The 22,972-nt window shown below is 64.8% G+C and carries 23 protein-coding genes and 6 pseudogenes; 9 read left to right on the forward strand and 20 right to left on the reverse strand.

What is annotated here, in order from left to right:
* Positions 1–192 precede the first annotated feature (192 nt).
* On the reverse strand, positions 193–513 hold the full coding sequence (locus GT370_RS03790) for a TetR-like C-terminal domain-containing protein (protein WP_270183915.1): 321 nt from the start codon (positions 511–513) through the stop codon (positions 193–195).
* Positions 514–806: 293 nt separating this feature from the next.
* Between GT370_RS03790 and GT370_RS03795 the strand changes: the two genes are divergently transcribed.
* Complete coding sequence (locus GT370_RS03795; RefSeq protein ID WP_008493127.1) at positions 807–1,250, forward strand: monooxygenase family protein; 444 nt, start codon at positions 807–809, stop codon at positions 1,248–1,250.
* Here the strand turns inward: GT370_RS03795 and GT370_RS21205 are convergent.
* The 3 genes and pseudogenes from GT370_RS21205 to mazG form a co-directional block, all read right to left on the reverse strand.
* Positions 1,251–2,530 (reverse strand): annotated as a pseudogene (locus GT370_RS21205) (Nramp family divalent metal transporter).
* Positions 2,531–2,777: 247 nt separating this feature from the next.
* Positions 2,778–3,374, reverse strand: coding sequence for a carbonic anhydrase (locus GT370_RS03810; protein ID WP_008493125.1), 597 nt, complete (start codon positions 3,372–3,374; stop codon positions 2,778–2,780).
* Positions 3,349–4,158 (reverse strand): nucleoside triphosphate pyrophosphohydrolase, encoded by an 810-nt coding sequence (mazG, locus tag GT370_RS03815; RefSeq protein WP_270183917.1) that lies wholly within the window; start codon positions 4,156–4,158, stop codon positions 3,349–3,351. Before mazG ends, GT370_RS03810 begins: the two co-directional genes overlap by 26 nt.
* 29 nt (positions 4,159–4,187) lie before the next feature.
* On the opposite strand from mazG, the gene GT370_RS03820 reads away from it, so the two are divergent.
* Together GT370_RS03820 and GT370_RS03825 are read left to right on the forward strand one after the other, a co-directional pair.
* Positions 4,188–4,673, forward strand: coding sequence for a glutathione peroxidase (locus GT370_RS03820; RefSeq protein WP_008493123.1), 486 nt, complete (start codon positions 4,188–4,190; stop codon positions 4,671–4,673).
* 44 nt (positions 4,674–4,717) lie between these two features.
* On the forward strand, positions 4,718–5,152 hold the full coding sequence (locus tag GT370_RS03825) for a 6,7-dimethyl-8-ribityllumazine synthase (RefSeq protein WP_008493122.1): 435 nt from the start codon (positions 4,718–4,720) through the stop codon (positions 5,150–5,152).
* Positions 5,153–5,274: 122 nt separating this feature from the next.
* On the opposite strand, the gene GT370_RS03830 is transcribed toward GT370_RS03825, so the two are convergent.
* Positions 5,275–5,697, reverse strand: a complete 423-nt coding sequence (locus GT370_RS03830) for an NUDIX hydrolase (protein WP_008493121.1) — start codon at positions 5,695–5,697, stop codon at positions 5,275–5,277.
* 55 nt (positions 5,698–5,752) lie between these two features.
* On the opposite strand from GT370_RS03830, the gene GT370_RS03835 reads away from it, so the two are divergent.
* Positions 5,753–6,238, forward strand: coding sequence for a cupin domain-containing protein (locus tag GT370_RS03835; RefSeq protein ID WP_008493119.1), 486 nt, complete (start codon positions 5,753–5,755; stop codon positions 6,236–6,238).
* A 76-nt stretch (positions 6,239–6,314) separates the two neighbouring features.
* Here GT370_RS03835 and recG read toward each other — a convergent pair.
* Positions 6,315–8,362: pseudogene (gene recG, locus GT370_RS03840) on the reverse strand (ATP-dependent DNA helicase RecG).
* 49 nt (positions 8,363–8,411) lie between these two features.
* Here recG and GT370_RS03845 point away from each other — a divergent pair.
* Complete coding sequence (locus GT370_RS03845; protein WP_008493117.1) at positions 8,412–8,690, forward strand: FAD assembly factor SdhE; 279 nt, start codon at positions 8,412–8,414, stop codon at positions 8,688–8,690.
* A 234-nt stretch (positions 8,691–8,924) separates the two neighbouring features.
* Entirely contained in the window at positions 8,925–12,350 is a 3,426-nt protein-coding gene (mfd, locus tag GT370_RS03850; RefSeq protein ID WP_008493116.1) for a transcription-repair coupling factor, read from the forward strand.
* 60 nt (positions 12,351–12,410) lie between these two features.
* Here the strand turns inward: mfd and GT370_RS03855 are convergent, their stop codons facing one another.
* From GT370_RS03855 to ccmC, 11 genes are all read right to left on the reverse strand, one after another.
* Entirely contained in the window at positions 12,411–12,704 is a 294-nt protein-coding gene (locus GT370_RS03855; RefSeq protein WP_008493115.1) for a hypothetical protein, read from the reverse strand.
* A gap of 150 nt (positions 12,705–12,854) precedes the next feature.
* Entirely contained in the window at positions 12,855–13,184 is a 330-nt protein-coding gene (locus GT370_RS03860) for a DMT family transporter (protein ID WP_008493114.1), read from the reverse strand.
* Between the two features lie 3 nt (positions 13,185–13,187).
* Entirely contained in the window at positions 13,188–13,334 is a 147-nt protein-coding gene (locus GT370_RS03865) for a DUF1674 domain-containing protein (protein ID WP_008493113.1), read from the reverse strand.
* 46 nt (positions 13,335–13,380) lie between these two features.
* Positions 13,381–13,749, reverse strand: coding sequence for a hypothetical protein (locus tag GT370_RS03870; RefSeq protein ID WP_270183918.1), 369 nt, complete (start codon positions 13,747–13,749; stop codon positions 13,381–13,383).
* Positions 13,740–14,006 carry a c-type cytochrome biogenesis protein CcmI gene (gene ccmI / locus GT370_RS03875; RefSeq protein ID WP_270183919.1) on the reverse strand — a complete coding sequence of 89 codons (267 nt, stop codon included), beginning with the start codon at positions 14,004–14,006 and terminating at the stop codon, positions 13,740–13,742. Before ccmI ends, GT370_RS03870 begins: the two co-directional genes overlap by 10 nt.
* A complete protein-coding gene (locus GT370_RS03880) occupies positions 14,003–14,455 on the reverse strand; it encodes a cytochrome c-type biogenesis protein (RefSeq protein WP_008493110.1) in 453 nt (150 codons plus the stop codon). The genes ccmI and GT370_RS03880 overlap by 4 nt, the downstream gene beginning before the upstream one ends.
* Entirely contained in the window at positions 14,452–15,009 is a 558-nt protein-coding gene (locus GT370_RS03885; RefSeq protein ID WP_008493109.1) for a DsbE family thiol:disulfide interchange protein, read from the reverse strand. The genes GT370_RS03880 and GT370_RS03885 overlap by 4 nt, the downstream gene beginning before the upstream one ends.
* Complete coding sequence (locus GT370_RS03890) at positions 15,009–16,970, reverse strand: heme lyase CcmF/NrfE family subunit (protein WP_008493108.1); 1,962 nt, start codon at positions 16,968–16,970, stop codon at positions 15,009–15,011. The genes GT370_RS03885 and GT370_RS03890 overlap by 1 nt, the downstream gene beginning before the upstream one ends.
* The gene (gene ccmE, locus GT370_RS03895; RefSeq protein WP_008493107.1) at positions 16,967–17,473 is read right to left on the reverse strand and encodes a cytochrome c maturation protein CcmE; all 507 of its coding nucleotides are present in this window, start codon (positions 17,471–17,473) and stop codon (positions 16,967–16,969) included. Before ccmE ends, GT370_RS03890 begins: the two co-directional genes overlap by 4 nt.
* Before the next feature lie 2 nt (positions 17,474–17,475).
* Positions 17,476–17,628: a heme exporter protein CcmD gene (gene ccmD / locus GT370_RS03900; protein ID WP_144052657.1), complete on the reverse strand. Its 153-nt coding sequence runs from the start codon at positions 17,626–17,628 to the stop codon at positions 17,476–17,478.
* Positions 17,625–18,401, reverse strand: a complete 777-nt coding sequence (gene ccmC / locus GT370_RS03905) for a heme ABC transporter permease CcmC (protein WP_008493106.1) — start codon at positions 18,399–18,401, stop codon at positions 17,625–17,627. Before ccmC ends, ccmD begins: the two co-directional genes overlap by 4 nt.
* Before the next feature lie 66 nt (positions 18,402–18,467).
* Here ccmC and GT370_RS03910 point away from each other — a divergent pair.
* Both GT370_RS03910 and msrA read left to right on the forward strand, forming a co-directional pair.
* Positions 18,468–18,877 (forward strand): annotated as a pseudogene (locus tag GT370_RS03910) (EVE domain-containing protein).
* A pseudogene (gene msrA / locus GT370_RS03915) lies at positions 18,874–19,403 on the forward strand (peptide-methionine (S)-S-oxide reductase MsrA). The pseudogenes GT370_RS03910 and msrA overlap by 4 nt, the downstream one beginning before the upstream one ends.
* A 51-nt stretch (positions 19,404–19,454) precedes the next feature.
* On the opposite strand, the pseudogene GT370_RS03920 reads toward msrA, so the two are convergent.
* Positions 19,455–20,053: pseudogene (locus tag GT370_RS03920) on the reverse strand (superoxide dismutase).
* Positions 20,054–20,252: 199 nt separating this feature from the next.
* On the opposite strand from GT370_RS03920, the gene GT370_RS03925 reads away from it, so the two are divergent.
* Positions 20,253–20,807: a squalene/phytoene synthase family protein gene (locus tag GT370_RS03925; RefSeq protein ID WP_270183920.1), complete on the forward strand. Its 555-nt coding sequence runs from the start codon at positions 20,253–20,255 to the stop codon at positions 20,805–20,807.
* 285 nt (positions 20,808–21,092) lie between these two features.
* Here the strand turns inward: GT370_RS03925 and GT370_RS03930 are convergent, their stop codons facing one another.
* Both GT370_RS03930 and hemB read right to left on the reverse strand, forming a co-directional pair.
* The gene (locus GT370_RS03930; protein WP_270183921.1) at positions 21,093–21,833 is read right to left on the reverse strand and encodes an SDR family NAD(P)-dependent oxidoreductase; all 741 of its coding nucleotides are present in this window, start codon (positions 21,831–21,833) and stop codon (positions 21,093–21,095) included.
* Positions 21,834–21,849: 16 nt separating this feature from the next.
* Positions 21,850–22,841: pseudogene (gene hemB, locus GT370_RS03935) on the reverse strand (porphobilinogen synthase).
* Positions 22,842–22,972 lie beyond the last annotated feature (131 nt).

The following is a 22,972-nucleotide window of genomic DNA, read 5'->3' on the forward strand; positions in this document are numbered from 1 at the left end:
GTGGCGTCAAGGGCAAAAGGCGAAGAGACTCGGGATCGACATAATGGCCAGATGAATGAAGATCTGGAACAGAACCAAAACATTTATGGTTTAGGCGAGATAGGTTTACACCCACTCACTCTATTGATGTTTTGGCGAGCCATTTCACGTGTTTAAGATGACGCTGGCGCGTCAACCTGAACCCATATTGCGCTAATTTTCCAAACTCAGCGTCGCGGTCAGCCGCGCCGCCAGCAGCTGCGCCGGCCCGGCATCCGGCGGCAGACGTGAATCAATCGCCAGGCTCGCCAGCCCATGCACCAGGCACCAGCACGCCATCGTCTTGTCGGTCGCGCGGCCCGGTGCCGCCTGCTTGGCCACCCGCGCCGCCAGCACCCCATAGGCCGCCGCCAGCGCACTCTCCAGCTCCGGATAATGGCTGAGCCGCTCCGGCCCGAAAATCAGCCGGTACAAAGCCGGATTGGCCACCGCGAAACGTATATAGGCACAAGCCTGGTCCTGGAGCTTGTCCACCCCAAGCCTGTCGGCGGCTTCGAGATCCGCTGTGAGTTCCCATACCCCCGAAGTCGCAATCGCCGCGAGCAAATGCTCCCGGTCCGCGAAATATCGGTAGGCGGCGGTGGGGACACCCCGGCCTGGCGTGTCACCGCCCGCAGCGACAGCCCGGCCAGCCCCGCCTCTGCCAGCAGTTGCCGGCCGGCGGTGATCAACGCTGCCCGCAATTCGCGTTTCTCCGGAGAATTGGTTGACACTGATAACTCCATCATGGAAAAACAGTTGACACTGTCAACATAATCGAGGTCGCTATGGCTTCCAAGCGCGTTTCGGTTGATTTATCGACGATTCCTGAGCTGGTGGTGGTGTATCTCGGCATGCGGGTGAGAAGCCTGCGCGGGGTTGCCACGCTGGCGCGGCTCGGTCCGCAAATCCAGCGCGCCGTCGCCGCCCAGCCGGATGGGCTGCTGGCGCATGAATTCATGCTGTTCGGGGCGCTGCATGTCGGCATGCGGCAATATTGGCGGGATATGGACAGTCTGGAAGCCTTCACCCGCACCGGCGCGCATGCCGGATGGTGGCGCGATTTCATCAAGGACCCCGCCGGCACCGGCTTCTGGCACGAGGCCTATCGCAAGAGCGGCGGCATGGAGGGGATCTATCTGGATATGCCGGCCCCGCTGGGCTTGCAGAAAATCGCCCCGCCGCAGGCTGTTGAAGGCGCCTATAAGAGCAGCCGTGGCCGGATGGGGTGATCAGCCCAGCATCTGCACCAGCAGCACGATATTCAGCCCCAATATGAACGCCGCCCCGGCGACGGCCAGCCCGTTCAGCAGCCGGGAATTGGCGAAGCGGCCCATGATATCCACCCGGCGGGTGAAGGCGACGAGGGCGATCATCGGCACCGGCAGCGCGAAGGAGAGCACCACCTGGCTCAGCACCAGCGCGCGCGTCGCATCCACCCCCAGCCCGACCACGGCGAAGGCCGGCAGCATGGTGATCAGCCGGCGCAGCCAGAGCGGGATGGAGAAGGTGACAAAGCCCTGCATGATCGACTGCCCGGCCATCGTCGCCACCGCCGAGGAGGAGAGGCCCGAGGCCATCAGCGCCACCAGGAACACGCCGGCCGCGGCGGGGCCGAGCAGCGGGGTGAGGGTGTGGTAGGCGGTTTCGATATCCGCCACATCCGGATGCCCGGCATGGAAGGCGGCGGCGGCGGTCACCACCATCGCCATATTCACCAGCCCCGCCAGGCTCAGCGCGATCACCACCTCGCGGTTGGAAAAGCGCAGCAGCGTCCGGCGCTCGCTATCGTCGCGCGGGGTGACGCGGTGCTGGGTGAGGCTGGAATGCAGATAGAGCGCGTGCGGCATCACGGTGGCGCCGATGATCCCCACCGCGATGGTCAGCGCATTCGCATCCGGCAGCATCGGCAGCACAGCGCCGCGCGCCGCCTGCCCCATTGCACCGGGGAGATGAATAATTCCGCCAGATAGCAGGCCGCGATCACCAGGATCAGCCCGCCGATCATCAGCTCCATCGGCCGGAAGCCGCGCCCGCCGAGAACCAGAAACACGTAAGTGAGCACCGCCGTGATCCCCATGCCCGCGAGCAGCGGCAGATGGCACAGCAATGCCAGCCCGATGGCGCCGCCGAGGAACTCGGCGAGGTCGGTCGCCATCGCCGCCACCTCGCTGACCACCCACATGAAATAGATCAGCTTGCGCGGCAGATGCTCGCGGCAGGTCTCGGCAAGATTGCGCCCGGTCACCAGCCCCAGCTTGGCGGAGAGTGCCTGAAACAGCATGGCGATGACATTGGCCAGCAGCACCACCCAGAGCAGCCGGTAGCCATAGAAGGAGCCGGCCTGGATGTTGGTGGCGATATTGCCTGGGTCCATATAGGCGATGGAGGCGATCAGCGCCGGGCCGGCGAACAGCAAGGCGGTGCGCAGCCCAAGCCGGCGCCCCGCCAGAACGGCGTGGATCTCGGCCTCGGTCCGGCGGCTCAGCCCGGTATCTGTCTCGGCATCCATTCTGCCTGGTCACTCCTAGCGCATGAAATTGCGCGCTGAATTTAAAGCTGGATACTCATGCTTGAGGATCCAGCGCGCCGCGATGCACGCGTGAAAAATGTAACCTTGGCTACAAATTTTACAAGGGCATGTCTGCGCCGCTGTCTTTTGGGATTCGGAGGCTAATCCATTGAAAAGGCGCGCCGTTCATTGCTGAACGCCGCGCCTTGCCGATCATTATGAAATTTTCAGATCAGCCTGATCGGTTTCAGACCATCTGCAGATGCCCGGTCTCGACATTGAAATGCAGCCCGGCCAGGGTCAGGCGGCCATCCAGCACCCGTTCCTTGATCCAGGGGAAGCTCAGCAGATTGGCCAGCGAGACGCGGATCGCCTCATGCTCGCAGGCGGCGCACTGGCTGTCGAAATCCGCGCCCTGGCTTTCCGGCGCATCGCAGACGCGCTGGCGCGCGGTGGTGGCGATCTGCATCCAGCTATCCACGAAGTCCCGGCTGCCTTCACCCGAGCCCTGCATCAGCGCGCGAATGCCGCCGCAGCGGCTATGGCCGAGCACGACGATGGAACGCACATTCAGCGAGTTCACCGCGAATTCCAGGGCGGCGGAGGTGCCGTGCTGCTTGTCATCCGGCGCGTAGGGCGGTACCAGGGCGCTGACATTGCGCACCACGAAAATCTCGCCCGGGGCGCAGTCGAAAATCGCTTCCGGGGCCACGCGGCTATCCGAACAGGCGATCACCATCGCCGGCGGGGACTGCCCATCGCGCGCCAGGGTGGTGTAGCGGTCCTTGTGCTCCTGCCAATAATTGCTGCGGAACCGGTCATACCCTTCGAGCAGTGTCTTCATAACCCTCCTGTTTCGCCGTGACCCAAAATCTCTCCATCTCCTCCAACGTCGAGTCGCGCGGGGTTTTGCCGGACTGTGCCAGCAATGTTTCGACCCGCGAAAACCGCCGGATGAATTTCTCATTCGCCCCTTCCAGACAAGCCTCGGCATCCTGGCCGAGCTTGCGGGCGAGATTGACCAGCACGAACAGCAGATCCCCCAGCTCATCGGCAATGCGCGCGGGCTTGGCCTCGGCCAGCTCCGCCTTCAGCTCGGCGATCTCCTCGTCCAGCTTCTCCAGCACGGCGTTCGCATCCGGCCAGTCGAACTTCACCCGCGCGGCGCGGCTGGTGAGCTTCTGGGCACGTTTGAGCGCGGGCAGGGCCGTCGCCACCCCGTCCAGCGCGCCATGCTGGGCGACGCTGGCGCGCTCGGCTTCTTTCTGGCTCTCCCAGGCGGCGGTCTGCGCGGCGGCGGAGCGGCTGGCCTCCTCGCCGAACACATGCGGATGGCGGCGGATCATTTTCGCGGTGATCCCGGCGGCGACATCGTCGAAACTGAACCAGCCGCGCTCGGCCGCCATTTGCGCGTGATAGACCACCTGGAACAGCAGATCCCCCAGCTCATCCTGCAGCTGTGCGGGGTCGCCCGCCGCGATGGCGGCGCGGACCTCGTAGGCTTCCTCGATCGTATAGGGCGCGATGGTGGCGAAATCCTGCTCCTTGTCCCAGGGACAGCCGGTCTCGGGATCGCGCAGCGCCGCCATCACGTTGATGAGGGCCTGAATCGGTGCTTCATTCGACATGACCGGGTTTTTAGATAGCAGGACGCAAAATGGCCAGCGCTCATGAGTTTTCATTCAGCACGCTGAGGGGCGAACCCTATCCGCTGGCGGCCTTGAAGGGGCGCGTGGTGCTGGTGGCCAACACCGCCAGCAAATGCGGTTTCACCCCTCAATATGAGGGCTTGCAGGCGCTCTGGGCGGAATATGGGCTGCGCGGGCTGACGGTGATCGGCGTGCCCTGCAATGATTTCGGCGGCCAGGAGCCGGGCGCGGCGGAGGAAATTGGCCAGTTCTGCCAGGCCAATTACGGCGTGGATTTCCCGATGATGGCGAAAGAGCATGCCATCGGGGAGGCGGCGCATCCCTTCTTCAGCTGGGTGGTGGCGCAGAAAGGCTTCCTGGCGAAACCGCGCTGGAATTTCTACAAATATCTGATCGGCCCGGATGGGCAGCTGCTGGATTTCTTCATCTCCGCCACCAAGCCCGACGCACCGAAGGTGAAACGCGCCATCGCCCGCGCGCTCTTGCCCGGATAAATCGCCACGGCCTATGGTCCGCGCGATCAAGAAAGGGTCTGAGCATGAGTTCTGCGCGTTTTGCCTTCATCAAGGCCTCCTGGCATGCCGATATTGTCGATCAGGCGCTGAAGGGCTTTCAGGAGCTGATCCCGGCCGCGCAGGTGGATGTGTTCAGCGTGCCCGGCGCCTTCGAGATGCCGCTGCTGGCGCGCGATCTGGCACAGACCGGCCGCTACGCGGCGGTGGTGGCGGCGGCCTTCGTGGTGGATGGCGGCATCTACCGGCATGATTTCGTCGCCCAGGCGGTGGTGGATGGGCTGATGCGCGCCGGGCTGGATAGCGGCGTGCCGGTGCTCTCGGTCTCGCTCACCCCGCATCACTACCAGGAAACCGACCACCATAACGCGATCTACCGGGCGCATTTCGTCACCAAGGGCCAGGAAGCCGCGAAAGCGGCGTTGGCGATCACCGAGACGCGGGCAAGCCTAAAGTCCTAAACGTTTTTGAGGGCGGAGGCGCCCAAGCTTCCATCGTCGTGCAGCGGCGATGGAAAGGCGCCGCAGGGTCGGGAACTTTTTTCAAAAAGTTTCCGAAAACGTTGGGGGTGTTCGCAACACCGTTAAACCAACCTTAACGCCGCCTCAATGATCCGCCGCGCCTCGCTCCAAAGCCCGTAACGGTCAAACTCATCGCGCGTCGCCCAGGCGACTTCCAGCACATCATCCTGCGCCTTCGCCTCGCCGCCCGCATAGCGGGCCGCGAAATCCAAAATCGTATAGTGAAACTCAATCGCTCCCGCCGCGTCACGATGGATCGAATCCACATGCCCGGCCAGCACCAGAGTCCCACAGCGCAGGCCGGTTTCCTCGAACAGCTCGCGCCGCGCCGTCTGCTCCGCCGTCTCGCCCAGCTCCTGCTTGCCGCCGGGCAGGGACCAGAGCCCGGCCCCTGGCGGTTTACCGCGTTTGACGAGCAGCACCTCATCGCCTTTGATGAGAACGATGCCGATGCCGATTTTCGGCGCGCTGGGATATTGGCTCATATTCTAGATCATCTAGGGCCATTGCGGCATCCAGCCAAATGCGAGGAGTTTTAAGATGACCCGACCCGCTTGCATCCGCCATTGGCGTGACCTGGAAGATGCGGATGATGCCGCCTATCCGGGCGATACGGAGCTGATGAGCATTGGCGCGCCGCTTGCCCGCAAAATGGGGCTGACGCGGATCGCCATTCACCATGAAAGGCTGCCGCCCGGGCGGCGCACCTCCTACCCGCATGCGGAAAGTGCGCAGGAAGAATTCGTGTATGTGCTGGAGGGCACGCCGGATGTGTGGCTTGACGGGCATCTGCACCGACTCGCCCCCGGCGATGCCGTGTCCTTCCCGCCCGGCACCGGCATCTGCCACAGTTTTCTCAATAATACCGGCGAGGAGGTGCGGCTCCTGGTGATCGGCGAGCCGAACTTCCCGCAAAACCGCATCGCCTACCCAAAAAACCCAGCTTACCAAGCCTCGATCGGCGAGCGTGGCTGGACGGACTGGCCGGCGCGCGAGATGGGGCCGCATGACGGGAAGGCGAGGTGAGCAGAACAGGCTCTCGCTTTTTGTTTGAGCGAGCAAGTTTATCCGATCAAACGAATCCGTTTGATCGGATGTTGTTCTAACCCGCCTTCACCGTCTCGATCGCCTCGCGCTGATCGAACAGATTGAGCAAAATCCGCAAGGCCTGCCCGCGTTCGCTCTCCAGCCTTGGGTCGCGCTGCAGGGTCATCACCGCATCCTGCCGGGCCATGGTCAGCAGATCGCCATTCTCCTCCGGGTCCGCCAGCAGATAGCCGGGCAGGCCGGACTGGCGGGTGCCGAGATACTCGCCGGCCCCGCGCAGGCGGAAATCCTCATCCGAAATCAGAAATCCATCCTCGGTGTCGCGCAGGATGGAGAGCCGCTTGCGGGCCGTTTGGCCGATCTTGTTGTCATGCAGCAGCAGGCAGAAACTCTTCGCCGCGCCGCGCCCGACCCGCCCGCGCAGCTGATGCAGCTGCGCCAGCCCGAAGCGCTCCGCATGCTCGATCACCATCACATTCGCCTCCGGCACATCCACCCCGACCTCGATGACCGTGGTGGCGACCAGGATGGTCTTCCGCCCGGCGGCGAAATCCGCGAGTGCGGCGTCGCGCTGCTCGGCCGGCATCTGCCCATGCGCCATCGCCACCGCCGCGCCGAACACGCTCTGCAGTTCGGCGAAGCGGATTTCGGTGGCGGTGATGTCCAGCGCCTCGGATTCCGAGACCAGCGGGCAGACCCAATAGACCCGCCCACCCGCGCCGATTGCCCTGGCGATGGCGTCGCGCAGCTTCGGCAGCTCCGAGAGCCGGTGCATGGTGGTGGTGATCGGCGCCCGGCCCTTGGGTTTTTCGGTGATGCGCGAAACATCCATCTCCGCCCAATGGGTCAGCAGCAGCGTGCGCGGGATCGGGGTGGCGGTCATCACCAGCAGATCCGCCGCTTCGCCCTTGGCGCCCAGCGCCAGGCGTTGATCCACGCCGAAGCGATGCTGCTCGTCGATCACCGCCAGGCCGAGATCGTGAAATTCCACGCTCTTCTGGAAAATCGCATGGGTGCCGATGATGATCTTCAGCGTGCCATCCGCCAGATCCTGCAAAATCGCCCGGCGTGCCGCCGCCTTCACGCTGCCGGTGAGCAGCGCCACCGGCACCGGGGAGAGGCGCTTGAAGGTCGCGAAATGCTGCTTGGCCAAAATCTCCGTCGGCGCCATCAACGCCGCCTGCGCCCCGGCCTCCACCGCCCCCAGGCAGGCCAGCAGCGCCACCAGCGTCTTGCCGGAGCCGACATCGCCCTGCAGCAGCCTTCGCATCCGGTGCGGGGCCGCCATGTCCGCGTCGATCTCGCGCAGCGCCTGCAACTGCCCGGCGGTGGGAGGAAAGCCGAATTTCGCCAAGGCGGCCGCCCGCAGCCGGTTATCGCCAGCCAGCACGCGCCCGCTCTCGCGCCGCCGGCGGGCCCGCACCAGCGCAAAGGCGATCTGGCGGGCCAGCAGCTCGTCATAGGCCAGGCGCTCACGCGGCGCCTTGCCGGGCACTTCCGCCGGCGCATGCAGTGCGCGCAACGCCGCGCCAAAACCTGGCCAGCCGCGCCTGGCCAGAATGCTCGGATCGTGCCATTCGGGAAACTCCGGAAGCATTTCCAGCGCCCCCAGCACCGCCCGGCGCATCGTGCGCGGTGTAATTCCCGCCGCGAGTGGCCAGACCGGCTCGATCCAGGGAAACTCCGCCTCGCGGAACTGATGCGTCACCTGGTCCGGATGCGCCATCACCAGCCGGTCCTGAAACCGCTCCAGCTTGCCAGCGACAATCAGCTTCGCCCCCACCGGAAATTGCGACAGCCGGGCAGCATGAAACAGCACGATCTCGCCAAAACCGGTGCCATCGCCCATCACCACCCGCCAGGGCTGGCCCTTGCGCCCGGCGGCTCGTGGCTGACGATCTCCACCCGCAGCGTCGCCACCTGCCCAGGCTGGGCCTGCGCCAGGCTCGGCGTCGCCCGCCGGTCCACATACTCCACCGGCAGATGGAACAGCACATCGCGCACGCTCTCCCCGCCCACTAGCTTCGCCATCAATCCAGAAAGCCGGGCGCCCAGACCCGGCAGCGTGGCCAGCGAAGCGCGCAGAGGCAGCAAAAATTCCATCGTCACGGGCTTAACTCTTGGCCAAACCAACCCTATACCGCAAGCTGTCATGACCGAAGATGAACACGCGTCCCTGGACACACGCCGCAAACGGCTGCTCTACCGCGCCAATCACCGCGGCACCTATGAGAACGACCTGATGATCGGCGGCTTCGTGAAAGCCCGAATCGCCGGCATGTCCGAGTCCGAACTCGACGAAATTGAAGCCGTCATGGAATTCCCCGACGCCGAACTCGCCGACTGGCTCACCGGCCGCAAACCCATCCCCGCCCACGCCGACAGCCCCATGCTCCGGCGCATCCGCGAAGCCGCCCTGAACGGGATATGAGGGGTATTGTCTCGGTCAGTGCAGGGGGGCGCCGCCCCCTGCACCCCCGCTAAGGACTCAGTCCCTTAGGATCCCATCAATTCGGGTCTGTGGAAGGGAGGGCCCGGCTGGTGCCTTTCCACCCGCTGTTGCGTGAATGGCCCTCCCTTCCACAGACCCGGACGGGTTCCAAGGGCGAGCCCTTGGCGGGGGCCCAGGGGCGGAGCCCCCTGGGCTGACGGAGACATTACCCTCATGATCCCGGTTTACGGCGCCCCGGAGGGCGTGGATGCGTTGGTGCTGGTGCGTCGGCTGGGCGAGCATGACGGGCCGGTTTTGCATGTGGCGCGCGATGATGCGCGCTTGGCGGCGCTGGCGGAGGAGATCGGGTTTTTCGGGCCTGAGATCGAGGTGATATCGCTGCCGGCCTGGGATTGTCTGCCCTATGACCGGGTTTCACCGAATGGCGGGATTGTCGCGGAGCGGATTTCGGCGTTGAGCCGGTTGCAGGCGGAACCGGGCAAGAAGCGGATTGTGCTGACGACGGTGAACGCCGCCTTGCAGAAGGTGGCGCCGCGCAGCGCGCTGGCGGGGGCGGGGCTGAGCCTGGCCAAGGGCGAGCAGGTTTCGCTGAGCGATGTGGCGAGCTTCCTGGAGGCTGACGGCTATCGGCGCACCGGGATGGTGATGGAGGCCGGCGAGTTCAGCCTGCGCGGCGGCATTCTGGATGTGTTTCCGGCCGGGGCTTCGCAGCCGGTGCGGATCGACATGTTCGGAGACGAGATCGAGAGCCTGCGGCATTTCGATACCGAGACCCAGCGCTCGGGTGAATCGCTGCTGCGGCTGGATTTCCACCCGGCCTCGGAATTGCCGCTGGATAGCGCCTCGGTGGCGCGGTTTCGCACCAATTGGCGGGAGCTGTTTGGGCCGAAGGCGGTGGAGGATGCGCTTTACGTCTCCATCTCTGAGGGGCGGCGCCATCCTGGGGCGGAGCATTATCTGCCGTTGTTTACCGAGGCGATGGAGACGATCTTTGATTATCTCCCGAACGCCTCCGTCAGCCTGGACCATCAGGCCGAGGCGGCGGTGGCGGCGCGGTTTGAGCTGATCGCCGACCATTATGCCGAGCGCCGGCTGCCACCGCGCCCGGGCGAGCCAATTTTCCGGCCGATCCCGCCAGGGATGCTGTATCTTGACCGTGAGGCCTGGGAGGCAGCGCTCGGCAAAGGCCCGTGCTTCGCCTTCTCGCCCTTCACCAAGCCGGATGGCGGGGCGGCGGGCATCGAGATCGGCGGCCGCCCGGCGCCGATTCTCACCGGCCAGCAGGTTCCGGCCTTCGAGGCGCTGGGTGAGCTGAAAACCAAATGGGCGGAGAGCGGGCGGACCATTCTGCTCGCCGCCTGGAGTTTCGGCTCGCGCGAGCGCCTCACGCTGATGCTCAAGGAGCACGGGGTTGGTCCCGTGCGGCCTGTGGTTTCGGCGGACGAGGCCCGCGCTTTGCCGCCGGGGACCATCGCGCTCGCCGTGCTGCCGCTGGAGCGTGGCTTTCTCACGGATCGTCTGGCGGTGGTGGCGGAGCAGGATCTGCTCGGCAGCCGCATCGCCCGCCCGCCAAAGCGCAAGCGCCGGGCGGATCAGTTCATCGCCGATGCGACCGAGATCGAGGCCGGGGATCTGGTGGTGCATCAGGATCACGGCATTGGCCGCTATGAGGGGCTGGAGACCGTCACCGTCAACGGCGCGGCGCATGACTGCCTGAAGCTGATCTATGATGGCGGGGACAAGCTGTTCCTGCCGGTTGAGAATATCGATCTGCTCTCGCGCTTCGGCCAGGAAGGTGACGGTGTCACGCTGGACAAATTGGGTGGGGCCTCCTGGCAGGCGCGCAAGGCGAAGGCGAAGAACCGCATCCAGGATATGGCGGCCGGGCTGATCCGGCTCGCGGCGGAGCGCAAGATGCGCGAGGCGCCGTTGCTGGCCGCCGATGACGGCGCCTTCGCGGAATTCTGTGCGCGTTTCCCTTATACCGAGACCGAGGACCAGGCGAAGGCGATCGCCGATGTGATGGAGGATTTCGCCACCGGCCGGCCGATGGACCGGCTGATCTGCGGCGATGTCGGCTTCGGCAAGACCGAGGTGGCGCTGCGGGCCGCCTTCATCGCGGCGATGGCGGGCTCCCAGGTGGCGGTGGTGGTGCCGACCACGCTGCTGGCGCGCCAGCATTTCCGCTCCTTCTCCGCGCGTTTCGAGGGCTTGCCGATCAAGGTGGCGCAGCTCTCAAGGCTGGTGACGGCCAAGGAAGCGGCGCAGGTGAAAGCCGGGCTGGCTTCGGGCGAGATTTCCATTGTCGTCGGCACCCATGCGGTGATGGCGCAGGGGATTTCCTTCTCGGATCTCGGCCTGCTGATCGTCGATGAGGAGCAGCATTTCGGGGTGAAGCACAAAGAACGGCTGAAGGAGCTGAAGGCCGATGTGCATGTGCTGACGCTGACCGCCACGCCGATCCCGCGCACGCTGCAGCTGGCGCTGACCGGGGTGCGCGACCTATCTCTGATCACCACCCCGCCGGTGGACCGGCTGGCGGTGCGCACTTTCATCATGCCCTTTGATTCACTGGTGATCAAAGAAGCCATCGCCCGCGAGAAATTCCGCGGCGGGCAGATTTTCTGCGTGGTGCCTCGGATCGAGGACCTGGAGCCGATGGCGGCGCGGCTGCGCGAGATCGTGCCGGATCTGCGCACGGTGATGGCGCATGGAAGGCTGGCGCCGACCGAGCTGGAACGGGTGATGACCGAGTTCGGTGAAGGCAAGTACGATGTGCTGCTGGCCACCAACATCGTGGAATCCGGCCTCGACATGCCGGCGGTGAACACGCTGATCATTTACCGGGCGGATATGTTCGGGCTGGCCGGGCTGTATCAGCTGCGCGGCCGCGTCGGGCGTGGCAAGCAGCGTGGCTATGCCTATCTCACCTGGCCGCCGCATCACCGGCTCTCGGCCGCCTCCGAGAAGCGGCTGGAGGTGATGCAGACGCTGGACACGCTGGGGGCGGGCTTCACCCTGGCGTCGCATGACCTGGATCTGCGCGGGGCGGGCAATCTGCTCGGCAATGAGCAATCCGGCCATATCCGCGAGGTCGGTATTGAGCTGTATCAGCAGATGCTGGAGGATGCGGTGAATGATCTGCGCGCCCAGCATAAGGATGCGCAGAAGATCGAGCGGGATTGGACGCCGAACATCAATCTCGGCCTGCCGGTGCTGATCCCGGAAACCTATGTGGCGGATCTGCCGATCCGGCTCGGGCTGTACCGGCGCATTGGCGGGCTTGCCTCGGATGCCGAGAGTGAGGCGCTGGCGGCGGAGCTGGTGGACCGGTTCGGGCCGATCCCGGCGGAGGTGGAAAACCTACTCTCGGTGGTGGCGCTGAAGCGCGCCTGCCGTGAGGCGAATGTGGAGAAGCTGGATGCCGGGCCGAAAGGCATGGTGGTCAGCTTCCGCAAGAATGATTTTTCCAACCCCGCCGGGCTGATCCGCTGGATCGGCACCAAAGGCGGTCTGGTGAAGCTGCGCCCGGACCAGAAGCTGGCGATGGTGCGCGATATGGATGTAACGGCCCGCATGGCCTACGCCCGCGATTTGCTGACCAATCTGGTCAAGCTGGTGAAAACCCCCGAGGCCTGAAATCGCGAAAGTTTTTAGGGGTTTGGGGGATTTTTTCAAAAATCCCCCAAGAGTCTTCGCTTACAGCGTCTTCCAATAGGCGGCCGCACAGCTCACCACGCTCGGCGTATTCGGATGCTCCGCCGCCTGCTTCTGCTGCTCACCCTCGCCGGTGGCGAAGCTCTGGCCAACGGAATTGATGATATTATGCACCGGCCCGTTGGACGTGCCGGTGATGTTCTGGGCCGTCTGGCTGACATTATGCTTCTCCAGCGCCTGACAGACATTGGTGCTGCCGCCGGCGGCCATCGGCACGCCGAAGAAAATCACCAATAAAACCACGATGACCCCGATAATCCCAATCCCTGCTTTCACGTATCATTCTCCTGAATATTTAAGAAGATGCGCCAAGTCTTTGACGCGCCTTAAGCTTCAGGGATTTGGGGAGCAGGGCGGAGGAGGCAATTAAAAATGTTCTGACAATGGTGTTAACCAGGGGCGTTAACCAGGGGGCGTTGGCTGTGTTCAGCGCACCGCCATCTTCGAGAACAGATTGATCACCAGCACGCCCGCCATGATCAGCGCCATGCCAGCCACACCCGGCCAGTCCACCGGCTGGCGGTAATAGAAAAACCCCACCCCGGCGATGAGGATGATGCCGAAGCCGCACCAGAGCGCGTAGGCGTAGCCGAGCGGGATCACCTTCACCACCTGCGAGAGCATGAAGAAGCTGATGCAATAGCCGACCAGCACGAGGACGGATGGCCCCAGCCGGGTAAAACCGGCACAGGCTTTCAGCGCCGAGGTGGCGGTGACCTCAGAGAGGATGGCAATCGTCAGAAAGAGATAGGCCAAGGCTCAGAAATCCGAGCAGCGGCCATTCTTCTCCCAGTCGCCATAACGGGTCGGCTCCGGCCCGGTGGGGCCGCCGATCTCTTTCGGCAGTTTCGGAGCCTCGGGCTTTTTCGGGGGCTGCGCCGCGGGGGCGGGTTTGGTGTCTTCCATGCCCAGTAATTTAGGCGATCCGCCGGGGAAGGGAAGGGTATTGCGGCTACTGGCCGGGTTGCACCCCGGCCTGCATGATCCGCTGCTGATCGAGCTGGCGCCAGGTGGCGTTGGCCGGGGCGCTGGCGAGCGATTGCTTGAACAGCCCCAAGGCTTCCGGGGTGATGGCGCCGGCCTGCTCGCTCAGCGCCTCCGCAAGATAAGCCTCGCCCTGGCTGGCATCCGCGGTGCCGGGCTGCACGCTGGCCAGATGCGCGCGTAGCAGCGCGATCAGCTGGGCCAGCTTCGCCTGCGCCGATTCCTGCTGGGCGAGCCACTTCGCATGCGGCTCGGAGGGCACATTCCAGGTGGCGTCTGGCAGATAGAGCGAGAACGCCCCCAGCGGCAGCGCCAGCGTGGCGACAATCAGCAGCATTTTGGCGCTGCCGCCTTTCGCGGTGGCGGGAAGGCATCCGCCGCCAGCACCCGGCGTTCGATTTCCAGCCGCGCGCCATCATGCTCGGCACGGCTGATGCGGCCATCGGCCAGGTCGCGCTCAAGCTCGACCAGCTGGGCACGGTGCAGCGCCAGGGCCGCGTCGCGCCGCTCCGGCAGATTGCGCGGGGCGCGCAGGCACAGCAGCAGCGGCAAGGAGAAAGCCAGCGCCAGCAGCGCCATATAGATCAGGATCATTTCAGCAATTCATCCAGCCTGGCCTGCTCGGCCTGGCTCAGCGGGGCGGTGGCGGGCTGGCGGGCGCGCCGGCCGAACCAGACCGCGAAAAAACCCAGAATCAGCGCGATAAAGGGCGAGGCGTAGAGCAGCCAGGTCAGCGGCGAGATCGGCGGTTTCAGCAGCACGAAAATGCCGTAGCGCTGGACCATGTAGTTCATGATCTGCTTGTTCGGCACGCCCTGCACGACCTGCTGGCGGATGATCACCCGCAGCTGATGCGCCAGCTTGGCGGAGGAGGCCTCGATGCTCTCATTCTGGCAGACCAGGCAGCGCAGCTGGTCGCCCACCGCCTCGGCCCGCTTTTCCTGGGCCGGGGTGAGGGTGACGCCGTCGCGCACCACCATATCCTGCCCCAGCGCCAGACCGGGCAGCAGCAGCAAGGCCAGAAGCAGCCGGCGCGCGCTCATGAATATTTCCGGAACAGCGGCATCAGCTGGCTGTCCACCACCTGCTGGGTCAACGCGCCGGGATAGCGCCAGCGCACGATGCCGGTCTTGTCGATGAAATAGGTCTCCGGCACGCCGTAAACCCCCCAGTTGATCGCGGTGAGCCCGGAGGCGTCGGCGGCGATGCGCTGATACGGATTGCCGAACCGGGCCAGATAATCGGCGGTGGCGTCCGGGTGGTCCTGATAGGCGATGCCCCAGATGGTGATGCCGCTGGCCGCGAGCTTCGCCAGCATCGGCGTCTCTTGCTGGCAGGGCAGGCACCAGCTGGCGAACCAGTTGACCAGCATCGGCTTGGCCGGGGCCTCGATATCCGTGTTGGCAAAGCCCTGGGCGCCATCGGTGCCGGGCAGGGTGAAAGCCGGGGGGCGCTTGCCGATCAAGGGTGAGGGCAGGGCGTGCGGGTCGTAATCATCCTGCTTCATGCGGCGCAGGATGGTGTAGAACCCGGCCCCGCCCGCCACCACGACGGCAAGCGGCACCCCGAACAGCAGACGCCGACGCAAAGGCGACATCAGGCCGCCGCCCCTTTCGGCAGGCGCTTGCGGTTGGGCGCGCCGACGCGCAGCCGCCGGTCAGAGAGCGAGCAGAACCCGCCAAGCGCCATGATCAACCCGCCAAACCAGATCAGCGGCGCGCCGGGATGCCAGTTCAGCCGCAGCTCCGCGCCGCCATTCTGCTCATCGGCGAACACCACGTAGATATCCTGCAGCCCGTTGGTGTGGATGGCGGCATCGTTGGTGGTCGTGCCCTGGGCGGTGAAGATGCGCCGCGCCGGATGCAGGGTGAGGAAGGTGTGGCCGCCTTCGCCGATGCTGACATCCGCGACGCGCTGGGAATAATTCGGCCCCGGCGCATCATGAATATCATTTAGCGTCCAGCTGTACCCGCCAAGCTCGGTCGATTGGCCGGGCTTGAGCACGACGACGCTCTGCTGGGCCAGCGTCATACCGGCGATGCCAAGCACGGACACGCCAAAGCCTATATGCCCCAAAGCGGCGCCGATGGCCGCGCGCGGCAGGCTGAACAGCCGCCCCAGCGCCTGGCCCAGCGGGACGCGGAACAGCCGGATGCGGTCCGCGAGGTCGGTCAGCCCGGCCATCACCACCCAGGCCCCGCCCGCCAACCCGAGGGCGGCGATCAGATGCTTGGTCGCGGTGAGGATGATCAGCACCAGCAGCGCGATGCCGCCGGCCAGCCAGAGCCGCTGCAGCACCGGCAGCATGTCCGCGCGTTTCCAGCGCAAAAGCGGCCCCACCCCCATCGCCAGAATGATCGGCCCGGCCAAGGGCAGCACCGTCTGGTTGAAGAACGGCGCGCCGACGGAGAGCTGAATGCCGAACAGCAGATTGGCGAACGGCGGGTAGAGCGTGCCGGTGAACACCACCGCCGCGATCGCGCAGAGGAAGATATTGTTGAGCACCAGCGCGCTCTCCCGGCTGATCGGCGCATAGATGCCGGCCCCGGCCAGAATGGGCGCGCGGATGGCAAAGAGCAACAGCGAACCGCCAATGGTGATGCCGAGCAAAGCCAGGATGAACAGCCCCTGATCAGGTGCCGCCGCGAAGCTGTGCACGGAATTCAGAATGCCCGAGCGCACCAGGAAGGTGCCGGAGAGCGAGAGCGAGAAAGTGGCGATGGCCAGCAGCACCGTCCAGGCCTTCAGCGCCTCGCGCTTTTCCACCACGATGGCGCAATGCAGCAACGCCGTGCCGGTGAGCCAGGGCAGCAGCGCCGCGTTTTCCACCGGGTCCCAGAACCAGTAACCGCCCCAGCCCAGCGTGTAATAGGACCACCAGCTGCCCAGCGTGATGCCGGCGGTGAGGAAACACCAGGAGATCAGCGCCCAGGGGCGCACCCAGCGGCCCCAGGCGGCGTCGATGCGTCCTTCCAGCAGCGCCCCGATGGCAAAGGCGAAGGCGACCGAAAAGCCGACATAGCCGGTATAGAGAACTGGCGGATGGAAGGCCAAGCCGGGGTCTTGCAGGATCGGGTTCATGCCTGCCCCCTCCAGCGGCGGCGGCCAGATGCGGGTGAACGGGTCCGAGACCGACAAGGTGAAGAGCAGGAAACCGCAGGAGACCAGACCCAGCACGCCGAGCACGCGGGCGCGCAAGGTGGCGGGTAGCTGCCGCCCGCCCAGTGCCACGGCGGCACCGCAGAGCGACAGGATCAGGCACCAGAGCAGGATCGAGCCGTCATGATTCCCCCAGACCCCGGTGATGCGATACATCAGCGGCACGATCGAGGAGGAGAAATCCGCGATATTCTCGACCGTGAAATCCGAGACCACGCCGGCCCAGACCAAGGCGAGGAAAGATAAGGCGATGGCGGTGAAATGCAGCAGCGTCAGCAGCGGCGCCGCCGCCAGGGCGCGCGGGTCCTTCAGCGTCGGGCCGATGATGCCGATGATGCCCTGCACGCAGGCCAGCACCACCGCCATCGCCAGGAGAAAATGGCCGAGTTCGGGGATCATGTGCCGCTGCCTTTCACTTTCATGTCGTTCCAGGCGCTGGCATTGGGCGGCGGGCCGAAGCGCGGGTCCCATTCGCCGCTCTTTTTCAGCTCCTCCTCGACATCCTTGGGCATGTAATCGGCGCCGTGCTTGGCCAGCACCTCATCGGCGACGAAAACACCGTGCGGGCCCATGGCGCCGATCGTCACCACCCCCTGGCCCTCGCGGAACAGGTCCGGCAGCACCCCGGTGAAGGTCACGGGCACTGCGGCGCGGCCATCGGTGATGGCGAAGCTGGTGGTCGGCTTGTCGCCGGAGAGGGTGGTCTTCACGCTGCCCATCTCGACGATGCCGCCCAGCCTGAAATTCTGCCCCGGCGCCGGGGCCTTGGCCACCACCTGGCGGGGCGAGAGGAAATAGGTGAGGGAGGAGGAGAAGGCCGCCAAGCTCAACGCCATCGCGCCGCCCAGGCAGACAAGACTGGCCAAGACGAGATAAAGCCGCCGCTTTTTCGGAGCCCGCATGGTTAGAGCTGTTCAGCCTGGGCCAGACGCGCCCGCGCCCGGCGCAGCCGCGCCAGCGTCAGCCAGGCGGCGCCGATCAGGAACAGCACCGTAACCCCATAGGCCCCGTTGATGAAGGGCCAGACATTGATGCTTTGAATTGCGGCCGGGTTCATGGCGTGCGCTCCGCGGCGGCGCGCAGCAGGGCGGTGGTCTTGCGTTCCGAGATCGCCGCCGACATCCGCGCCACCACCATGGTGATGAAAGTAAGATAGAATCCCACCGAGGCGATCAGCAGCGGGTAGAGCATGGTGATATAGATCTTCGAGCCACCGGAGATGGAAATGGTGTTGCCCTGGTGCAGCGTGTTCCACCATTGCACCGAGAACACGATGATCGGCAGGTTGACCGCCCCGGCCAGCGCCAGAATGGCGGCGGCGCGATAGGCATGGGCCTTGTTATCGAAGGCGCGGATCAGCGCGATATGGCCGAGATACAGGAAGAACAGGATCAGCACTGAGGTCAGCCGCGCATCCCAGACCCAGTAGGCCCCCCACATCGGCTTGCCCCAGAGCGAGCCGGACACCAGGCAGACAGCGGTAAATCCCGCCCCCACCGGGCCGATCTCCTCCGCCGCGATATCCGCCAGCGGATGCCGCCAGACCAGCGAGAGGAAGGAGCAGAAAGCCAGCGCCGCATAGCCCGCCATCGCCACCCAGGCGGCGGGAACATGCACATACATGATCCGCGCCGCATCGCCCTGCTGCCAGTCCGCCGGGGCGAACTGATAGCCCCAGACGATGCCGGTGACGGTCAGGATCAATGAAAAAACCGCAAGCCACGGCAAGGTCGGCCGCGCAATGCGCTGAAAGCGCCCAGGATTGGCGAGATAGTGAAACCAGCCGCCGCTGCGGGCGGGGCTGGCCGTCGAGAGGGCGCTTTCCTTCATGTGGAAGTACTTACGACTTGTTCAGGTGAATTTGAAGCGTTGTGAAAATTGGTTACACTCGCGCCCATGCAGTATTGGCTTGTGAAATCTGAACCGGACGCGTTTTCCTGGGCGCAGCAGGTGGAAAACGGCATCGAACCCTGGACCGGGGTGCGCAACCACCTGGCCAAACGGCATCTGAAAGAGATGCGCAAGGGCGATCTCGCCTTCTTCTACCATTCCAATATCGGCCGCGAGATCGTCGGCATCGTGAAAGTCGCGCGCGAGGCCTATCCGGATCCGAGCGCTGAGAGCGGCGACTGGGTCTGTGTCGATATGCAGGCGGTGAAGCCCCTGAAAACCCCCGTCACCCTTGCGGCGATCAAGGCCGACCCCAGATTCCATGATCTGGCTCTGCTGAAATATTCGCGGCTGTCGGTCGCCCCGGTGGGGCCGAACATTGGGCCATGCTGTGTGAGATGGGAGGGGTGAAATGAGTGCTTACGCGGTTCTGGCCGGTGGCTGTTTCTGGTGCCTGGAAGCGGCCTATGATTCGCTGGCGGGGTGGGCAAGGTGCAGTCCGGCTATGCCGGCGGGCATGTGGAGCATCCAAGTTACAAGCAGGTCTGCAGCGGCACCACCGGCCATGCCGAGGTGGTGCGGGTGGAATATGATCCTTCGGTGATTTCCTATGAGGATCTGCTGCGGGTGTTTTTCACCATCCACGACCCGACGACGCTGAACCGTCAGGGCAACGATATCGGCACGCAATATCGCTCGGCGATCTATTATGTGGATGCCGCACAGAAGGCCGCAGCGGAGGCGGCGATCGCGGAATTCACCCCGGTCTGGGGCAGGATTGTCACCGAGGTGACGGAGCTTGGCAAATTCTGGCCCGCCGAGGCGGAGCATGAGGATTATTTCGAGCGTAATCCCGGTTCGGGCTATTGCCAGGCGGTGGTGGCGCCGAAGATCGCCAAGCTGCGCAAAAGCTTCCGCGACCGCCTGAAGAAACCAGACTAAGCCGCAAAAAAATTCAGGGGTGGGGAGCAGGAGCCCCCCACCCTTTTGCAATCAGAGCTGCGCCGCGGCGTATTCGTAATTCGCCAGCTTGTTCAGATAATTGGTGATGTAGTCCGGACGGCGGTTGCGGAAGTCCAGATAGTAGGAGTGCTCCCACACATCCAGGCCCAGCAGCACCTTGCCTTCGCCGGTGGCGAGCGGGTTGGAGCCGTTCGGGGTCTTGGTGACCTTCAGCTTGCCGTCGGAGGCCAGCACCAGCCAGGCCCAGCCGGAGCCGAACTGGCCGACACCGGCGGCCTTGAAGGCCTCCTTGAAGGCGTCGACGGAGCCGAAATCCTCGACCAGCTTGGTCTCCAGCTTGCCGGGATCTTGCCGCCATTCGGCGCCAGATTTTCCCAGAACAGGATATGGTTCCAGTGCTGGCCGGCATTGTTGAAGACCGGCGCCATGTCCGGCTTGTTGTAGGAGAGCTTGACGATCTCTTCCAGGGACTTGCCCTGCAGGTCGGCGTTCTTCTCGACGAAGCCGTTCAGCGCCGTCACATAGGCCTGGTGATGCTTGCCGTGATGCAGCTCCAGGGTTTCCTGGCACATGCCGGCTTCGGCCAGCGCATTGGTGGAATAAGGGAGGGAAGGCAGTTCAAACGCCATTGTGGATTACTCCAATTTGTTTCGCCGCGTCGATTAGCTATGGAGTGATCATGCCTGCGTCAAGCGATGAAAGCCTTTTATCCCGCCTGCGCCGGGCCGATCCGGACCGGCATTTCGCAACCCTCTTTGCCCCGCCTGAGATGCGGAGAGGCTTTGTCTTTTATATCTTTTCAACCATGAGCTGGCCCGCGCCAGGGAGGTGGCCAGCAATGCGATGCTGGCGCTGATCCGGCTGCAATGGTGGCGGGAGGTAGTGGAGGGCAGTGCCAAGAAACATGAGCTGGCGACACCGCTGCTCGCGGCGGTCGAGGCCGGGCTGCTGCCCCGAGACGGGTTGCTGGCGCTGGTGAGCGCGCGCGAGAGCGATGCGGATGACGAAATCCCGGATCTGCCGGCGTTTCTGGCCTATGCGCGCAACACGGGCGGGCGGCTGGCGCGGGGGGCGGGGCAAGTTCTGGGGCAGGATAGTGCCGCGATCGAGGATCTCGGCACCGCCTATGCGATTTCGGGGATTTTGCGGGCGGCGCCGTTTCTGGCCCGCCAGGAGCGTTCGCTGCTGCCGGCGGATGGCACGCCGGTTGCGCGTCTGCGTCAGGAGGCGCTGGGGCTGCTGGCGGCACGGCCGCCACGGGGGGCGTTCGCGGCCTGGGCGCCGGCGGCCTTTGTAAGGCGGGATCTCGGGCGCGATTATGCGCCGCGCGATATCTGGGACCGGCTGGCGGTGCTGCAGGCGCGGGTACGGGGCGCTGCCTGAAGTTTGCAAAAGTTTTTTGGTGTCGCTTTTTTTCAAAAAAGCGGCGAAAGACGTGGGGAGTTTTGGAAAAAAGCCCCACACCCCAAAAAACTTCTGTTTTTTAAGACGCGGGGCGCAGCGCCTCGCCGGTCAGCCTCTCGGCAATCTCCCAGAGCCGGCGGCCGGCTTCCGGGTCCAACGCCTGCGGCTCGGATTTCGCCGGGCCGGGCGGGCCCTTGCATTCAAACAGATGGCGCGGCCCATAATAATTCCCCTCACGGGCATAGGGGTCGATGCAGGCCAGGATCAGCGGCCAGGCCCCGGCCTCGCCGGATTGCTGGATGAAGGGGGCGGCGAGTTTCTGCAGCCAGGCGATGCGGCTGCCCGGGCCCGGCCCGTTGGCGACCAGCTCCGTCGCCGCGATACCCGGATGGGCCGCGAGCGAGAGCGCCCCCCAACCCCGGCGGCGGCGCGCCGGCCCAGCTCATGCGCGAAGATCAGGCAGGCGAGCTTGCTCTGCCGGTAGGCGTTCCAGGGATGGTAGTTGGTTTCGGATTGCAGATCGTCCCAGGCCATCCTGCCCTGGCGATGGGCGATGGAGGACACCTGGATGATGCGCGGGGCGCGCGCCGCCAAAATCGGCTCCAGCAGCAAGGCTGTGAGCAGATAATGGCCGAGGAAATTCACCCCGAATTGCAGCTCGAACCCTTGCGCGGTGGTCTGGCGGGTGGGCGGGGCCATCACCCCGGCATTATTGAGCAGGATATCCAGGCTGCCATGGCGTTCCTTCACCCGCGCGGCGAAATCCCGCACCGCGGCGAAATCCGAGAGGTCCAGCAGCTCCAGCCGGGCGCGGCCGGGGGCGATGGCCTCGATTTGCGCCAGCGCCGCCGCCCCGCGCGCAGGGCTGCGGCAGGCGAGGATCACATTCGCCCCGGCCCCGGCCAGCTCAAGGGCGGCATAATAGCCGATGCCGCTATTCGCCCCGGTGACGATGGCCAACCGGTCGTTCAGCTTCGGCATATGGGCGCCGGGCCACAGGCTCATTGATCCCTCCGTTCGGTTAGCCGTGCAGGAGCTTCGCCGCCTGCACCGCATGGTAGGTGAGGATACCGGAACAGCCGGCGCGCTTGAAGCACATCAGCGCCTCCATCATCGCCTTGTCATGGTCGATCCAGCCATTGCGGGCGGCGGCCTCGATCATCGCGTACTCGCCGGAGACCTGATAGGCGAACACCGGCACGCCGAACGCGTCCTTCACCCGGCGGATGATGTCGAGATACGGCATGCCGGGCTTGACCATCACCATATCCGCCCCCTCGGCGATGTCCATCGCCACTTCGCGCAGCGCCTCGTCCGAATTGGCGGGTTCATCTGGTAGGTTTTCTTGTCGCCCTGCAGCGCGCCCTGGTTGCCCAGCGCGTCGCGGAACGGGCCGTAGAAGGCCGAGGCGTATTTGGCGGCGTAGCTCATGATCCGGGTATGGATGTGGCCGGCGCCATCCAGCGCCTCGCGCAGCGCCTTGATGCGGCCATCCATCATGTCCGAGGGGGCGATGAAATCGATCCCGGCATTGGCCTGGTTCACCGCCTGTTTGGCGAGGATTTCCACGCTCTCGTCATTCACCACATAGCCATCGCGCAGCAGCCCGTCATGGGCGTGGTCGGTATAGGGGTCGAGCGCGACATCGCCGACCAGGGCGAAATCCGGAAACTCCTTTTTCAATAGCATGGCGGCCCGGCAGATCAGGTTTTCCGGGTTCAGCGCCTCGCGGCCCTCGGGGGTTTTCAGCTCAGCCGGGGTGACGGGGAACAGTGCAAGGGCGGGGATGCCCAGCTTCGCCGCCTGCTCCACATGCCTGGCCAGGCCATCCAGCCCGACGCGGAACTGCCCCGGCATCGCCTGCACCTCGACCGGATCGCCGCCGCCCTCGCGGATGAAGATCGGCCAGATCAGATCATCGACGCTGAGACTGTGCTCGGCCACCAGCCGGCGGGTGGCGGCATCGAAACGGTTGCGGCGCAGCCGCGTCAGGGGGAAATTTTGTCCAAGCATGACAGGTTTGTAGCCCAAAGCGGCGCGGCAGGCGACGGCTGATCGCGCTCATGGCTGGGCTGCGGGCGATGCCAGCACACAAGGCGATCTGTGGAAAAACGGAGATGCGAAACGGTTTGTTAAAGTTTATG

Origin of the sequence: Acidocella sp. MX-AZ03 (assembly GCF_027626035.1) — a bacterium.
In the GTDB taxonomy this organism is placed as follows: Bacteria; Pseudomonadota; Alphaproteobacteria; order Acetobacterales; family Acetobacteraceae; genus Acidocella; species Acidocella facilis.

Bases quoted from the DNA above. Each gene is read 5' to 3' on its own strand.
- GT370_RS03795 (WP_008493127.1), top strand. From the start codon at position 807: ATGGCTTCCAAGCGCGTTTCGGTTGATTTATCGACGATTCCTGAGCTG.
- GT370_RS03810 (WP_008493125.1), bottom strand. From the start codon at position 3,374: ATGAAGACACTGCTCGAAGGGTATGACCGGTTCCGCAGCAATTATTGG.
- mazG (WP_270183917.1), bottom strand. From the start codon at position 4,158: ATGTCGAATGAAGCACCGATTCAGGCCCTCATCAACGTGATGGCGGCG.
- GT370_RS03820 (WP_008493123.1), top strand. From the start codon at position 4,188: ATGGCCAGCGCTCATGAGTTTTCATTCAGCACGCTGAGGGGCGAACCC.
- GT370_RS03825 (WP_008493122.1), top strand. From the start codon at position 4,718: ATGAGTTCTGCGCGTTTTGCCTTCATCAAGGCCTCCTGGCATGCCGAT.
- GT370_RS03830 (WP_008493121.1), bottom strand. From the start codon at position 5,697: ATGAGCCAATATCCCAGCGCGCCGAAAATCGGCATCGGCATCGTTCTC.
- GT370_RS03835 (WP_008493119.1), top strand. From the start codon at position 5,753: ATGACCCGACCCGCTTGCATCCGCCATTGGCGTGACCTGGAAGATGCG.
- GT370_RS03845 (WP_008493117.1), top strand. From the start codon at position 8,412: ATGACCGAAGATGAACACGCGTCCCTGGACACACGCCGCAAACGGCTG.
- mfd (WP_008493116.1), top strand. From the start codon at position 8,925: ATGATCCCGGTTTACGGCGCCCCGGAGGGCGTGGATGCGTTGGTGCTG.
- GT370_RS03865 (WP_008493113.1), bottom strand. From the start codon at position 13,334: ATGGAAGACACCAAACCCGCCCCCGCGGCGCAGCCCCCGAAAAAGCCC.
- GT370_RS03870 (WP_270183918.1), bottom strand. From the start codon at position 13,749: ATGCTGCTGATTGTCGCCACGCTGGCGCTGCCGCTGGGGGCGTTCTCG.
- ccmI (WP_270183919.1), bottom strand. From the start codon at position 14,006: ATGATCCTGATCTATATGGCGCTGCTGGCGCTGGCTTTCTCCTTGCCG.
- GT370_RS03880 (WP_008493110.1), bottom strand. From the start codon at position 14,455: ATGAGCGCGCGCCGGCTGCTTCTGGCCTTGCTGCTGCTGCCCGGTCTG.
- GT370_RS03885 (WP_008493109.1), bottom strand. From the start codon at position 15,009: ATGTCGCCTTTGCGTCGGCGTCTGCTGTTCGGGGTGCCGCTTGCCGTC.
- GT370_RS03890 (WP_008493108.1), bottom strand. From the start codon at position 16,970: ATGATCCCCGAACTCGGCCATTTTCTCCTGGCGATGGCGGTGGTGCTG.
- ccmE (WP_008493107.1), bottom strand. From the start codon at position 17,473: ATGCGGGCTCCGAAAAAGCGGCGGCTTTATCTCGTCTTGGCCAGTCTT.
- ccmD (WP_144052657.1), bottom strand. From the start codon at position 17,628: ATGAACCCGGCCGCAATTCAAAGCATCAATGTCTGGCCCTTCATCAAC.
- ccmC (WP_008493106.1), bottom strand. From the start codon at position 18,401: ATGAAGGAAAGCGCCCTCTCGACGGCCAGCCCCGCCCGCAGCGGCGGC.
- GT370_RS03930 (WP_270183921.1), bottom strand. From the start codon at position 21,833: ATGAGCCTGTGGCCCGGCGCCCATATGCCGAAGCTGAACGACCGGTTG.